Raw genomic sequence first — 14,081 nt, 5'->3', positions numbered from 1 at the left:
GGATTTAGGCTCTCTAGATAAGTTCTTGCTTGAATGAATGTGCCACGAGACTTACTCATTTTCTGCCCATTAACCGTTAAAAACCCATGTGCGAAAATTGCATTTGGTGTGCGATAATTAGACCCCATCAACATTGCTGGCCAAAATAACGCATGAAAATACACAATATCCTTGCCGATAAAGTGATACAGTTCAGTTTTAGAATCCTTGTTAAAGTATTCGTCAAAGTCAATGGCTTGTTCGTTGCACAACTTCTTAAAACTTGCCATATAACCAATAGGCGCATCCAACCAAACATAGAAGTATTTACCCTCTACACCTGGTATTTGAAAGCCAAAATACGGTGCATCACGAGAAATATCCCATTGTTTCAAGCCCTGTTCAAACCACTCGGCAAGCTTGTTACTAACCTCATCTTGTAAATGCCCTGCATTCGTCCATTCTTTGAGTTGCGCTTCAAATTGTGGCAAATCAAAGAAATAATGTTCAGAATCTTTGGTGATTGGCGTTGCGCCTGATATGGCCGACTTTGCGTTGTTTAATTCTGTTGATGAGTAAGTCGCACCACACACCTCGCAGTTGTCACCATATTGCTCAACTGCACCACATTTTGGACAATCGCCTTTGATAAACCGATCGGGTAAGAACATTTGTTTCTCAGGGTCAAACGCCTGAGAGATAGTGCGTGTTTTAATATACCCAGCAGCATTTAACTGATTGTAAATATCTGCTGAAATGGTCTTGTTCTCGTGTGAATGCGTTGAATGGTATTGACTAAAACCAATGAAAAAGTCTTTAAAATCTGCTTGATGACGCTCACTCACATCCTTAATTAATGCTTCTGGGGTAATACCAAGTTCGTTGGCTTTTAGCATAATTGGCGTACCATGGGCATCGTCTGCACAGACATAATGACATTCATTGCCCATCATCTTTTGAAAACGCACCCAAATATCGGTTTGAATATATTCCAGTAGATGCCCTAAATGAATCTCACCATTAGCATACGGTAGCGCTGAAGTAACAAGGATTTTTCTTGATGTCATCATTAATATTAGGGTTAACTGATACAGTTATACGATAAAATAGCACATTTTACTTAATTGGACGCAACAATGGCAGATTTAACCCAAGACCAAATTGAAAAAATTCTTACAAGTGTTGTAGATATTTATACTGAGCAAGATATTGTTTCTTCAAATGCACTAGATAGCCTTGAAATCAACGGTGATAAAGTTACTGTTAATATCCTCCTAAACTATCCAGCGCAAAGCTATCATCAAACACTAACAGATGCAATTACAAGTGCATTATCAACGGCTGACATTAAAGATGTCAGTGTTAATATTGAGACAAAAATTGCCAAATACTCTACACAAAAAGGCGTAGAGATTCTACCAGAAGTTAAGAATATTATTGCTGTTGCCTCAGGCAAAGGCGGCGTTGGCAAATCAACAACAGCCGTTAATTTAGCCCTTGCACTACAAGCAGAAGGCGCAAAAGTAGCGCTTTTAGATGCAGATATTTACGGCCCTTCTCAGCCGAGAATGTTAGGCGTCTCTAAACTCAAACCTGAGCAAACAGGGGAAGGTAAATTACTCCCTATCTTAGGTCATGGTATGCAAAGTATGTCAATCGGCTATTTGGTTGACGAAGAAAATCCAATGATTTGGCGTGGTCCTATGGTCACACAGGCTTTAGAGCAAATGTTGCGTGATACTTTATGGCGTGGCGTGGATTATATGATTATCGACCTACCACCTGGCACAGGTGATACGCAATTAACGCTGTCACAAAAAATTCCAGTCAGTGGCTCGGTTATTGTTACCACACCGCAAGACATTGCGCTATTAGACGCCAAAAAAGGTCTGAAAATGTTTGAAAAAGTCAACATCCCAATTTTAGGTATTGTTGAAAATATGTCACTCCATATCTGCTCCAAATGTGGACACGAAGAAGCGATTTTTGGTACTGGTGGTGGTGAGTCAATGGCTAAAGACGCTGATGTTAACTTTTTGGGTGCTCTACCTTTAGAAATAGACATTAGAACCGATGTAGACGAAGGCACGCCAACCGTTGCTAAAGACCCAGATGGTAGAATTGCACAAATCTATAAAGAGATTGCTAAGAAAGTATCAGCCAAACTCACACAACAAGACAAGGCATTAAGCTCGTTCCCAAGTATCACGATTGAATAGCATTGGTTTTCTTATTCTTCAGTATCGGCAGTCTCGCTTATATAAATACTAGTCTGGCTTTTCGCTGTCATGATAATTACGAATGTTAAAGTGCGTCTTTCATGAATTATTTGGATAAATTCCAAAGTCGTTTTATTGGTGTAATGCAGTGGGATGATTGTAATGCTTTGTTTGATACACTCATTAGCAACCCTGCAGACGACTGGTATCTTTACGATACCACTGCGGTATTACCAGTAGCGACAATTAATGCTGAGCGTTTGGTTGCACAACTCAAATCGATTAAATTTATTATTGAAACACAGCACCAAGAACGCTACTGCGGTATTGTCTATGTTGATGATTTAAAAAACCCAAATTTTGTCAAAATATTCCACCCCAACAATCTAGGGAAAACTTGTGGCAGTAGCGAACACCCACCGATTCCACAATGGCTACTATCCAAAATCCAACCGCTTGATGTGGTGAGGAAATTCGACCAGCCTCCTGAAAAACAAGGATTTATCAGTAAATTTTTAAAGCTTTAGAATAAATAACACTCTGATCCTAATTATTTTTAAACTTTAACTCCAATTTCACTTATAATAAAATCTTTGCTTAACGATACAGTGGAGAACATGAAAACCTACGCTAAACTAATTTTTTTATTGACAATGCAACTGTCTATTGTCAGTTGCGCTCAATCAATTAAAGAAACAAAAGACTATAAGGATATATTTCAGCAATTAAACACCCTTGATAAAATCGACAGAAAAGTAGAGTTATTTGAGAAATTAATGAACGATTTGAAATTAATTAAAACCTCTAAACAAATTATCCCTTATTTGGATTGGCTGAGAAATAAAACCCTAGAACGCAATGAAACATTTAGATATTTGACACTCTACTCACTTTATTTAGCAAAAGTTAGTCGAAAAGATTATTCCAAAGCAATAATGTTAGGCGCTAAATTAAGGCTAACAATGGACTTTAGCAGATGTAGGCATAAAAAAAATTCTTTAACAAAATATACAGAGTGGCGGCAAATAGAAAATTTCATTTTGAAAGATTATAAAAAGAAGAGTAAAGGGGTTGAACTTGCTATTCTCTTAGAGAATAGGCATAAAAATCGTCTTGGAGATCCTTGGCTGTGTAGTAGCATTGATTGGGTAAAGGCGATGAAACAGTATGATAAATTAGAGAAAAAAGAAGTAAAAAACTCAAATTATATAGGGAAAAATATAGCCATAAAGCCCACTCAAGAGATTTTATTAAAGCCTACTTTTATGCCCAATAAAATATGGTTAAGAAATCGAAAAAATATTTTAGAGAAATTCAAAAAAAAATACCAGTAGAGACCTTTGCATAAATAGGGATGATTAGCAAAATCCAATTTTTGCCAAATTGGTGATTTCTTTAAACCTTGTCCTAGCAGAGCTAAGGCTGGGTTTAAAAAATCGCCAAGTGGGTGAAAAGTGGATTTCTGATGATTGTTTCTATTTATGCAAAGGTCTCCGGTAGTTTAATGGTTTTCGGAAACTTGATTGATGGTGTATTTTGGTATCTCGATGACAAGGTCGGCATTATCAACAATCGCTTGACAAGACAGACGAGAATCAGGATCCAAACCCCACGCTTTATCCAATAAATCATCTTCTGTTTCATCAGATTCTGCAATGGAATCAAAGCCTTCGCGTACATAGATATGACAAGTGGTGCAAGCATTTGACATCTCGCAAGCGTGCTCTATCTCTATATCATTTGCAAGTAATGCATTGCAAACACTAATGCCTTTTTCGACTTCAATAACAACGCCTTCTGGGCAAAGCTCTTCATGTGGCAATATAATTAATTGTGGCATTTTATTTTTTACTCCTATTCTTGAAATTCTTCAACATTATGACCCTGCATAGCTTTGATAATGGTGCTGTTCATGCGTATTTCTACAAACTTAGCGCTGATCGCTTCAAGGTTGTCTATCTTATCTTTAATTATTGTCTCATCTGTATCTTGAGCAACTGCTTCTAATTGCGCTCTAGCGTGCATAATATCATCAAGCATCGCCTTATCTAGCATGTCTTTGTCTTTGGCGAGTGCAGAATCAATCGCCTCTATGGTTCTATCGGCTTGTACTTGCATTTCGTGTAATTGTCTAGCCTTGATATCCTCTTGTGCAAATAAAATGGAGTCTTTTAGCATTTTTTCCATCTCACCATCACTCAACCCATAAGCAGGTTTAATGTCTACATCAGCTTTAACACCTGAAGTTTGCTCGGTGGCACTCACAGAAAGCAAGCCATCGGCATCCACTTGAAACTCAACACGAATACGCGCATTACCTGCCACCATCGGTGGTATACCTCTAAGTTCAAATTTTCCCAATGAACGGCAATCTTTAACCAACTCTCGCTCACCTTGTAAAACATGGATACTCATTGCGGTTTGCCCCTCTTTAAAGGTGGTGAATTCTTGTGCACGGACAATTGGAATAGTGGTGTTACGATGCACTACTTTTTCTACCAACCCCCCCATGGTCTCCAAACCCAATGACAAGGGCAAAACATCTAAGAGTAGCATGTCATCTTGTGACTTGTTGCCTACCAATAAATTCGCCTGAATAGCAGCGCCTTTGGCAACCACTTCATCAGGATTGATACTGCATAAAACCGGTCTATGAAATAAATCACTAACCATCGTTCTCACTAATGGCATGCGCGTCGAACCGCCAACCATAATAATATCTTTAACCTCATCTATAGTAATCTGGGCATCTCTCAATGCACGCTTAGTGAGTAGTAGCGTGCGCTTAATCAACGCCTCAGACAAAGATTCAAACTTTGATTTGCTAATGCGATATGAGGCTTCTATACAATTAAATTCAGCAAATTCATTATCCGTTAGGGTTTCTTTAGCGGTGCGTGCAAACTGCTTAATTTTTTGTATTTGCGTTGGTGTTAAATCACCTAACTTTAACACCTTAATACAATCATCAATAATTAACTGATCAAAGTCATCACCACCCAAACTAGAATCACCGCCTGTAGAAAGTACTTTAAAGACGCCTTTTTGAAAACTTAAAATTGAAATATCAAAGGTTCCGCCCCCTAAGTCGTACACAGCGTGTACCCCCTCTTCACCCGATTCTAAGCCGTAAGCCACTGCTGCTGCCGTTGGTTCGTTTAACAATCTTAAGGTGTTTAACCCTGCTAATGTCGCTGCATCTTTGGTGGCTTGTCGTTGTGCATCATCAAAATAAGCAGGTACGGTAATCACAGCACCCATCAAATCACCACCTAACGATTTTTCTGCACGCTCTTTAAGTGAGGTTAGGATTGTTGCTGAAATTTCCACAGCAGATAAATTTCCCATTGCCGTATGGAATTGTACATTATTGCCATTTTCCACCAAGTTATACGGACAATTTTTAAAGGCTTTAACCTCCTGATAACTCAAACCCATAAAGCGCTTAACCGATATAATCGTATTTGTTGGGTCCGTTTTTGCATAAGGACAAGCATCACAACCCACGGTTAGCTTGTTGTCTTTGCCACAATGCACCACCGAAGGCAAAATCGCTTTATTATTCTCATCTGTCAATACCTTGCTTTGTCCACTCTGTACCGACGCCACCAAAGAATTAGTCGTGCCTAAATCAATGCCAATAGCTAATTTATGCTGATGTGGTGCACTTGCTTGCCCAGGTTCTGAAATTTGTAAGAGTGCCATTATCCTGCAACCTGATTAAGAATATTATCAAATGCTGTGTTATGTATACCCCAAGCCCAAGAATTATGCCCTTTGTAAAACCTCATCCCATGTTTACCGTTATTTTTAACTGCTCTAAATAATAACTCAGGGTCTTTTCCATCAATGGAGTTGTCGTAAATATACGCTCTATCAACTAGATTGATAACCTTTGAGCAATTATCAATAGACTTACTGTATCTACTTTTAATCTTCTCTGCTGGTACAGTATGTCCACCTTTTAGCATCCGAATCTTAATTCTTTCTTCATTAATTTTATAACTGTCAGTGGCAATAAAGAACAATCTAACAAAATATTCTGCATCTATCACTTGTTGAATAAAATCTAACTTTTCTTGGGTTGAAAAAACTGTTTCAAAGATAAAATTTTGTTGGTTTTTAATACAATTATGACGCATCTCTTCTGCATGGTTAGCAGCCTTTAAAACAGCTTCTTTATTGTTCCAACCGCCAAATTGCTCTTGTGCAATAATATCTGGATTAATATGTGTTGCATTATCTGTCCAAGAATGCGTTAACAAGCGCTCAGTAATTGTGGTTTTACCTGACCCATTAGGCCCTGCAACAACAATTAATACTGGCTTATTTTTCCGCATTCTGTCTTGTCTTAGAGGCTTTCTTTAGCGCCTTCTGATTGGCAATCTCAGCATCTTTCCCAACACCTTTAAACAATTTATCCAACTCAAGGATTGACTTTTCTTTTTTATCAAATACTTGTTTTTTCATAATAGTTCATCCATTAATTGATTTGCCTGTGTGTTTAATTGCGTATAAAACTTCAATTCTCTAACTAGGTTTTTAATTTTGTTGAATTTATCCACTTTAAATAAGTGTTGAATTTTCTCAATGTTTTGCGCTACCTTACCCGTAATATCTACAATAAAATCCTCTAAAGCCATCTCATCTTTTGTTGTTTTTATCGCCTCTAATAACTCTCTAAGCTCGATTTGGCTCATCAGAAAATCCACATCCATTTGCGTGTCTTTCTCGTCAAATGCATTAATACCTTGTAATTCTAACAAATAAGTTGCACGCAATAATGGCGACTTTAGTGTGTCAAAGGCGGTATTAATTAGCGAAGTGTTCTGTATGGCTGTAACTTTTTTTTTATCGTCTGCTGTGGCAAATTTATCAGGATGATATTGTGCAATTTGCGTTTGATAAGTGTGCTCTAAAGCACTTAAATCTATTGCAAAATCAACTTTTAGCGAGAATAACTCGAAATAGTTTTGCATCATTCAATATGGAAAAATTAGACTGTAAACGACTCGCCACAGCCGCATTCAGCTTTAGCATTTGGATTGTTAAATTCAAAGCCTTCATTCAACCCTTCTTTAACAAAATCCACTTCGGTGCCATCTAAATAAATCAAGCTTTTTGCATCAATAATCACTTTAACCCCATTGTCTTCAAAAACAGTGTCGTCGCTATTCGCATTGTCAACAAACTCCATATTGTAGCCTAAGCCAGAACAGCCAGTGGTTTGTACAGATAGACGAATACCCAACCCTGAACCACGATTGGCTAAAAAGCCAACCACGCGCTCAGCAGCAGTATCTGTCAAAGTAATTGCCATTACGCCTTAGATTTAATATCACTAATGGCTGCTTTAATTGCATCTTCAGCCAAGACTGAACAATGAATTTTAACAGGGGGAAGTGCCAATTCTTCTGCGATGTCTGAGTTTTTGATTTGCGCTGCTTCATCCAAAGTTTTCCCTTTAACCCATTCGGTTAAAAGTGAACTTGAGGCAATAGCAGAACCACAGCCATAAGTTTTGAATTTTGCCTCTTCAATCACGCCATTATCATCCACTTGAATCTGTAAACGCATCACATCGCCACAAGCAGGTGCACCGACCATACCTGTGCCGACATTTTTAGCGTCTTTATCTAAAACGCCAACATTACGAGGGTTTTCGTAATGGTCTAATACTTTTTCACCATATGCCATATTATTTCTCCTAAAAAAATCTTATTGTTATTTTAATTATACCCGTTCAAAAAAGTTGATTAGCCAAGCTATTCACTGGATAAAAGTCTGTGTTTTAATGAGCAGACCATTCAACTTTGCTCAAATCAATGCCGTCTTTATACATATCCCATAGTGGTGATAAATCGCGTAATTTATCTACTTTTTCACGCACCAAAACAATCGCTTTATCAACATCGGCTTCAGTGGTATAGCGACCGATGGTAAAACGAATAGAGGAATGTGCCAATTCATCACTCAAACCCAATGCACGCAACACATACGACGGCTCAAGACTCGAAGAAGTACACGCCGAACCTGAAGAAACGGCAATATCGTTGATTGCCATCATTAGCGATTCACCCTCTACATAGTTAAAACTAATATTTAAATTACCTGGAATACGCTGTTTCTCATCGCCATTAACCACCACTGCTTCCATATCAACAAAACCGGCTAATAAGCGGTCACGCAAAACAGCAATTCTTTTGTTTTCTTCACCCATCTCAGCGTGAGCAATAGCAAAAGCCTCGCCCATGCCAACGATTTGATGGGTTGCCAATGTGCCTGAGCGCATACCACGCTCATGACCGCCGCCATGCATTTGTGCTTCTAGACGAACGCGTGGCTTACGACGCACATACAAAACGCCAATCCCTTTAGGTCCGTAGATTTTATGTGCTGAAAAACTCATTAAATCAACGGGTAGTTTTGACAAGTCGATTGCCACCTTTCCTGCTGATTGCGCTGCATCAACATGGAAAAATATTTTGTGTTGACGACAAAGATTGCCAATCGCCTCAATGTCTTGAATGACACCGATTTCATTATTAACATGCATAATAGAAACCAATATCGTGTCTTCACGAATGGCGTCTTTTAAAACATTTAAATCCAATAAGCCATTTGCCATTGGGTCTAAGTAAGTCACTTCATAGTCTTCACGCTCAAGCTGCCTACAAGTATCTAATACCGCCTTATGCTCTGTTTTTAGCGTAATAATGTGCTTGCCTTTTTTCTTATAAAAGTGTGCAATGCCCTTGATGGCTAAGTTGTCCGACTCGGTTGCACCTGATGTCCAAACAATCTCTTTTGGATCAGCGCCAATCAAATCTGCTACTTGTTTTCTAGCGGTCTTTACTGCCTCATCGGCTTGCCAGCCATAGTAATGCGAATTAGAGGCTGGATTGCCAAAATCGCCATCCATAGTTAGGTATTTCATCATTTTTTCTGCAACCCGCTTGTCAACGGGGGTAGTTGCAGAATAATCCATATAAGTAGGTATTGTCATATTATTGTCCTTCGTGATTATCAATCACCATTTGCAAAGTTTTGCTGTTTAAAAATGTTCTAATTTGTTTGCTCACATCGCACCATAACTGGTGAGAAATACATTGCTTGCCATTATTGCATGCATTCATTCCTTTGCAACGGCGTAAATCAATGTTCTCATCTACCGCTTCAATGATTTGAGTTAAGCTAATGTTTTTTGCTTGTGTATTAAGGAGGTAACCACCACCAGGCCCGCGCACACTTTTTACCAAATTTGCACGACGCAATTTAGCAAATAATTGCTCTAAATAAGACAAAGAAATATTTTGCCTTTGTGAAATAAAATCCAAGGTAATCGGCTTTCCAGCATTGTTAGCCGCTAAGTCCAGCATGGCTGTTATGGCGTAGCGTCCTTTAGTAGTTAGTTGCATGTTGGTTTCAATTGTTTTTTTAAAGAAAGGCTATTATACATTTAACCTAGTATTTTAGTCAAGTAATAAATTTATTTACTTTCTATTTCTAAATTGTTAACCGAGCTGTCCTTGTATTCCTTCATATTTAACTCCTTTGACACTTTGTGTAATTGTGAATCCACATCATGCAAGTGTAGCAAAATTGAGTTAATTGCCTTAATGGTAGGGTCATCAGCCTCTGTACCGACCGCATAAGAATCAAAACTGTGTGATTGTTTTTTAGCGTCTTTTAGTAGGCGTGCAGGCACACCAACAACAGTCTGATCGTCATCAACCGACTTAACCACCACAGAATTAGACCCCACACGCACATTGTTGCCCAAGGTAATAGGACCTAGAATTTTAGCACCTGCACCAATCACCACATTATTACTCAATGTCGGATGGCGCTTGCCTTTCTTCCAGGTCGTACCGCCCAAAGTAACGCCGTGATAAAGTGTACAATCATCACCAATTTCAGCAGTCTCGCCAATCACCACACCCATACCATGATCAATAAAAAACCGACGCCCAATCTTTGCTGCAGGGTGAATCTCAACACCCGTTAGCCACCGAGCAATCATTGAGATAAAACGCGCTAGCCATTTAAGCTTCAATAGCCATAGATTATGCGCCAAGCGATAAAATAGCATCGCCTGCACACCAGAGTAAGTGGTTATTATTTCAAAGGAATTTCTCGCTGAAGGATCACGCTCAAATACACTTCTAATGTCTTCAATAAATTTCATCCAAATAATTATACAACATGAATGGTATGTGATTAATCAAGTAGCATTTTAATAACAGATAACGCCCTTGAAACACTTATAATTCTATCAATACTGCTTATGCATTCCCAAGCTCCTGCTTGGGAATGCATATAGTTATGGTAATCTGTAAAGCGTGATTGTGTTGATTTATTAGAGCATTGGCATTATTTTGACACAGGAATTAGAGTGGTTTTTTTGATGAGGTTGGTTGTTATTTGATAGTATGCATTCCCAAGCAGGGGCTTGGGAACGAGGTAAAAAATCAATGCTTTTGTGATTTTAGAAAACCATATGCATTTTATTTTACAAAGTGATAATTTAAGCAAAGACATTCAACACCTTAAGTTTTTCACCGCAAAAAAAATAATCAATTTTTTACAACAAAAAAATATTAAAACTATTTTAGAGCAACTAGCCTTTTATAAGAAATCACATAAAAACCAAACACACTATCAACTGTGGCAAGAGGGTTGCCATCCTAAAATCATTTCTACTGTTGGAATGATGAGGCAAAAAATACAATATATCCATGACAATCCTGTGAAGCGTGGTTATGTTGATTTGTCAGAGCATTGGCGTTATTCTAGTTATCGGAATTATTTTGATACAGGGTTTGAGGTGGTTTTTGATGGAGTTGAGATTGTTGTTTGGTAGTATGCATTCCCCTGCCTATGTAAAACCCTCCGCATTTCTTGCAATAAAGTTTTACCTTGTTGTTTTCTTTAAGTTATAATTTCCACAGTGTTAAAAAAAATAAGCAGATTATAATTAGCATATTTTTAATACAACACCTAATATTAGATGTTATTAACAATTTTTATTGAAAACTAAACGATTGCACTTGGTTTTATTTTAATACAGCGTATCAAGGCAATAATGCCTTATACTAATAGCACATTTGAAATGGATCATTAAAACAATGAGACATAAGTAAAGGAAATTGTTATGAGCAACCACCAAATCCATATTTTTATAAGTCATGCATGGGCATATTCTGACCATTATGACATTTTATCAAGTTGGATATTTGAAGAAAGCTGGTCAGTTGGGCAAGCATCTTTAACCTTTTGTGACTATTCGGTTCCTAAAAATAATCCAATTCACAATGCTTTAAATGATGTGCAGCTTAAGAATGCAATTTATAATCAAATAAGCCGTAGCCATGTCATCGTTATCCCATCTGGAATGTATGCCAATTACAGTAAATGGATTAAGCAAGAAATTAAGGGTTCAAAAACTTATAACAAACCAATATTAGCTGTAAATCCTTTCGGGCAACAGAAAAAGTCCGGTGTTGTTTTAGATAACGCCGATAAAGCAGTTGGCTGGAATAAAAAGCCAGTCATAAGTGCAATATGGAATCTCTATAGAGGTTAAATTATTTGTATGACTGAAGAAGAATATATAGAAGAGAGGTTGAACGATCAAATAATTTGGTATAGCAAGAAAAGTCAAACGAATCAAAAATGGTTTCAAAGGTTACGCTTCCTAGAAATAATTGTTGCTGCAATTATCCCGTTTCTTGCTGGCATTGGTTCCGTTGTCCCGTATTACTCAATAATAATCGGTTTGTTGAGCGTAATAATTGCCGTATCAGCAGGGTTGCCTGCACTTTATAAATATCATGAAAACTGGATAGAGTACCGTACTACTGCGGAAACTTTAAAACACGAGAAACATCTATTTCAAGCAAAATGTTCACCGTACGATAATGATAATTCTTTTTGTAAACTGGTACAGAGAGTAGAAGGACTGATTTCAAAAGAAAATACCCAGTGGTCAAGGTATGCGGAAAAGGTAAAAAGTACATAACAAAGCAAATTCACTCGGACGCAAAAAAGCGCCGGTGATTTGCGAAGTTACGCCTCTAAGCGAGGTATGCATTCCCAAGCTGGAGCTTGGGAACGAGGTAAATATAAAACACTGAAAGAAGCTTTAACAAAAATCATATAAATATCAGATATAATCTAACAACCGCATCTACTTGATTGTGAAAAGTGTTATTTTTTTGCTCTGCAAAAAAACCACTCCTTTTCATATCAAGTGATGCAGGTATTATATTTTCAAACAACCATCAAATGGAGCTAAATCATGGCTAAAAAGAAAGTTTTTGTAAGTTTTGACTACGACAATGACAAGCGTTATAAGGCGCTACTAAAAGCATGGGATGCAAATCCAAATTTTGATTTTTATTTCAGTGACCTCTCTTCAGATGAAATAAAGAGCTCGTCAGTATCAGTCGTTAAGCAAGTATTATCTAAAAAAATTAATGAAGCCAACTATACAGTTGTTCTTGTCGGCGAAGAGGCAAATAAACAACACAGTGACCACAAAGAGATTGGGTACAAAAATTGGCTTAATTATGAAGTCGCAAAAAGCAAACAACATAGAAATAAACTTGTAGCAGTAAAACTTTTGAGTACAAACACAAGCCCTGATGAGCTTTTAAATTCAGGTGCAACATGGGCTATGAGCTTCAAACAAGAATCAATAGTCAGAGCGTTAAACGAAGCATAAATGGAAGAAAAAAAGTTTAATAATCTTTGTTCACACTACAAAGATACCTTTGGTATACATCAAGCAACTATAAAGCAACGAGATACGCTATTTTATAGATTGCTCGTTATATTAGCAGTATTTATATCATCTACCGATATGGTTTCAAGTACTGTTAGTGATTATATAAATAAAGAAATTAGTGCTGATTTTATTTCAACCCTGCTGCGGCTTTTACTTCTTGGTAAAGAAATTAGTGCTGATTTTATTTCAACCCTGCTGTGGCTTTTACTTCTTGGTTTTACTACAAGATACTACCAAGTGGTACTTGAAATTGAACGACAATATAGGTACTTACACACACTTGAAGAAAAGCTAAATAGTTATTATCCAGGAACAAAAGTATTTACTCGTGAGGGAAAGTCATATTTAAGCAAATACTCTTTATTTTCATATTGTGTGTGGTTACTTTACACAGTATTTTTCCCAGTCTTTATAATTTCCTTTATAATTATAAAGGCAAAGAGCGAGATTAACGGCATGAAATCCATAGAGATAAATCAAATCATAGATTTTTCCTGTTGTCTTATAATTACAATCAACTCTATTTTATATATCTATTATCTACATGAATCAAGCATACAAAATATAAAAAATCGCTGCACTGGACTAATTACTCGCTGGCGCTCATAATTATTAGCCAATGAACTTAGTCATTATGCTTTAATAAGGAAACACATGACAGAAATACCAACATATGATTCATTAATGAATCCATTGCTAAAAGCCCTTATTCAATTAGGCGGCTCTGGTTCCATGTCTCGTTCCCAAGCTCCAGCTTGGGAATGCATATAGTTATGGTAATCTTGTAAAGCGTGATCGTGTTGATTTATTAGAGCATTGGTATTATTTTGACACAGAGATTAGAGTGGTTTTTTGATGAGGTTGGTTGTTATTTGATAGTATGCATTCCCAAGCTGGAGCTTGGGAACGAGATAATACAATTGAACGATATGCGCTTAATAAAATAGCATTTTAATAACAAATAATGCCTTTGAAGCGCTTATAATTCCACAAATACTGTTCAGGTTTGGTTTTAACCAACTGTTCAATCGCCTGATTCATCAAAGCCACATCATCCTCTACCCTGCCTGTGCTTGATAGGATGTTTACAGGCT

At 37.3% G+C, this 14,081-nt stretch carries 20 protein-coding genes; 8 read left to right on the top strand and 12 right to left on the bottom strand.

The features are described from left to right. A partial coding sequence (metG, locus tag BBROOKSOX_RS05940) for a methionine--tRNA ligase (protein WP_139660316.1) occupies positions 1-1,046 on the bottom strand: 1,046 nt, incomplete at its 3' end. Positions 1,047-1,115: 69 nt separating this feature from the next. Here metG and apbC point away from each other — a divergent pair. From apbC to BBROOKSOX_RS05925, 3 genes are all read left to right on the top strand, one after another. Then, positions 1,116-2,198: an iron-sulfur cluster carrier protein ApbC gene (gene apbC, locus BBROOKSOX_RS05935; protein WP_139660315.1), complete on the top strand. Its 1,083-nt coding sequence runs from the start codon at positions 1,116-1,118 to the stop codon at positions 2,196-2,198. Positions 2,199-2,299: 101 nt separating this feature from the next. Continuing rightward, positions 2,300-2,725 carry a hypothetical protein gene (locus BBROOKSOX_RS05930; protein WP_139699579.1) on the top strand — a complete coding sequence of 142 codons (426 nt, stop codon included), beginning with the start codon at positions 2,300-2,302 and terminating at the stop codon, positions 2,723-2,725. Between the two features lie 90 nt (positions 2,726-2,815). Beyond that, positions 2,816-3,532 (top strand): hypothetical protein, encoded by a 717-nt coding sequence (locus BBROOKSOX_RS05925; RefSeq protein ID WP_139660313.1) that lies wholly within the window; start codon positions 2,816-2,818, stop codon positions 3,530-3,532. 167 nt (positions 3,533-3,699) lie between these two features. Here the strand turns inward: BBROOKSOX_RS05925 and fdx are convergent, their stop codons facing one another. The 10 genes from fdx to cysE all read right to left on the bottom strand — a co-directional run bounded on the left by fdx (position 3,700) and on the right by cysE (position 10,386). Then, positions 3,700-4,038, bottom strand: a complete 339-nt coding sequence (fdx, locus tag BBROOKSOX_RS05920; RefSeq protein WP_139660312.1) for an ISC system 2Fe-2S type ferredoxin — start codon at positions 4,036-4,038, stop codon at positions 3,700-3,702. Positions 4,039-4,052: 14 nt separating this feature from the next. Next, positions 4,053-5,903, bottom strand: coding sequence for a Fe-S protein assembly chaperone HscA (gene hscA / locus BBROOKSOX_RS05915; protein WP_139660311.1), 1,851 nt, complete (start codon positions 5,901-5,903; stop codon positions 4,053-4,055). Continuing rightward, the gene (locus BBROOKSOX_RS05910; protein ID WP_139660310.1) at positions 5,903-6,538 is read right to left on the bottom strand and encodes a zeta toxin family protein; all 636 of its coding nucleotides are present in this window, start codon (positions 6,536-6,538) and stop codon (positions 5,903-5,905) included. The genes hscA and BBROOKSOX_RS05910 overlap by 1 nt, the downstream gene beginning before the upstream one ends. Then, positions 6,525-6,668, bottom strand: coding sequence for a hypothetical protein (locus BBROOKSOX_RS05905; protein WP_180323875.1), 144 nt, complete (start codon positions 6,666-6,668; stop codon positions 6,525-6,527). The genes BBROOKSOX_RS05910 and BBROOKSOX_RS05905 overlap by 14 nt, the downstream gene beginning before the upstream one ends. Next, the gene (hscB, locus tag BBROOKSOX_RS05900) at positions 6,665-7,180 is read right to left on the bottom strand and encodes a Fe-S protein assembly co-chaperone HscB (protein ID WP_257607784.1); all 516 of its coding nucleotides are present in this window, start codon (positions 7,178-7,180) and stop codon (positions 6,665-6,667) included. The genes BBROOKSOX_RS05905 and hscB overlap by 4 nt, the downstream gene beginning before the upstream one ends. Before the next feature lie 14 nt (positions 7,181-7,194). Next, positions 7,195-7,518, bottom strand: coding sequence for an iron-sulfur cluster assembly protein IscA (gene iscA / locus BBROOKSOX_RS05895; protein ID WP_139660309.1), 324 nt, complete (start codon positions 7,516-7,518; stop codon positions 7,195-7,197). Continuing rightward, a complete protein-coding gene (gene iscU / locus BBROOKSOX_RS05890) occupies positions 7,518-7,895 on the bottom strand; it encodes a Fe-S cluster assembly scaffold IscU (RefSeq protein WP_139660308.1) in 378 nt (125 codons plus the stop codon). Before iscU ends, iscA begins: the two co-directional genes overlap by 1 nt. Positions 7,896-7,989: 94 nt before the next feature. After that, positions 7,990-9,204 carry an IscS subfamily cysteine desulfurase gene (locus BBROOKSOX_RS05885; protein ID WP_139660307.1) on the bottom strand — a complete coding sequence of 405 codons (1,215 nt, stop codon included), beginning with the start codon at positions 9,202-9,204 and terminating at the stop codon, positions 7,990-7,992. A gap of 1 nt (position 9,205) precedes the next feature. After that, the gene (locus BBROOKSOX_RS05880; RefSeq protein WP_139660306.1) at positions 9,206-9,616 is read right to left on the bottom strand and encodes an Rrf2 family transcriptional regulator; all 411 of its coding nucleotides are present in this window, start codon (positions 9,614-9,616) and stop codon (positions 9,206-9,208) included. A gap of 71 nt (positions 9,617-9,687) precedes the next feature. After that, positions 9,688-10,386, bottom strand: a complete 699-nt coding sequence (gene cysE / locus BBROOKSOX_RS05875) for a serine O-acetyltransferase (RefSeq protein ID WP_139660305.1) — start codon at positions 10,384-10,386, stop codon at positions 9,688-9,690. Between the two features lie 294 nt (positions 10,387-10,680). Here cysE and BBROOKSOX_RS05870 point away from each other — a divergent pair, with 294 nt between their 5' ends. From BBROOKSOX_RS05870 to BBROOKSOX_RS05850, 5 genes are all read left to right on the top strand, one after another. Next, a complete protein-coding gene (locus tag BBROOKSOX_RS05870) occupies positions 10,681-11,061 on the top strand; it encodes a transposase (RefSeq protein ID WP_139660304.1) in 381 nt (126 codons plus the stop codon). A gap of 291 nt (positions 11,062-11,352) precedes the next feature. After that, positions 11,353-11,784, top strand: a complete 432-nt coding sequence (locus BBROOKSOX_RS05865; protein WP_139660303.1) for a TIR domain-containing protein — start codon at positions 11,353-11,355, stop codon at positions 11,782-11,784. Positions 11,785-11,793: 9 nt separating this feature from the next. Next, a complete protein-coding gene (locus BBROOKSOX_RS05860; protein ID WP_139660302.1) occupies positions 11,794-12,219 on the top strand; it encodes a DUF4231 domain-containing protein in 426 nt (141 codons plus the stop codon). Between the two features lie 279 nt (positions 12,220-12,498). Continuing rightward, positions 12,499-12,924 carry a TIR domain-containing protein gene (locus tag BBROOKSOX_RS05855; protein ID WP_139660301.1) on the top strand — a complete coding sequence of 142 codons (426 nt, stop codon included), beginning with the start codon at positions 12,499-12,501 and terminating at the stop codon, positions 12,922-12,924. After that, positions 12,925-13,596: a hypothetical protein gene (locus tag BBROOKSOX_RS05850; RefSeq protein ID WP_139660300.1), complete on the top strand. Its 672-nt coding sequence runs from the start codon at positions 12,925-12,927 to the stop codon at positions 13,594-13,596. Between the two features lie 342 nt (positions 13,597-13,938). On the opposite strand, the gene BBROOKSOX_RS05845 is transcribed toward BBROOKSOX_RS05850, so the two are convergent. Further along, positions 13,939-14,070: an LpxL/LpxP family acyltransferase gene (locus tag BBROOKSOX_RS05845; RefSeq protein WP_257607785.1), complete on the bottom strand. Its 132-nt coding sequence runs from the start codon at positions 14,068-14,070 to the stop codon at positions 13,939-13,941. Positions 14,071-14,081: the final 11 nt, after the last annotated feature.

Source organism: bacterium endosymbiont of Bathymodiolus sp. 5 South, assembly GCF_900128535.1.
Taxonomy (GTDB): Bacteria; Pseudomonadota; Gammaproteobacteria; order PS1; family Pseudothioglobaceae; genus Thiodubiliella.
The sequence above is the reverse complement of the archived record's forward strand: the minus strand, read 5'-3'. Positions and strand labels throughout refer to the sequence as shown.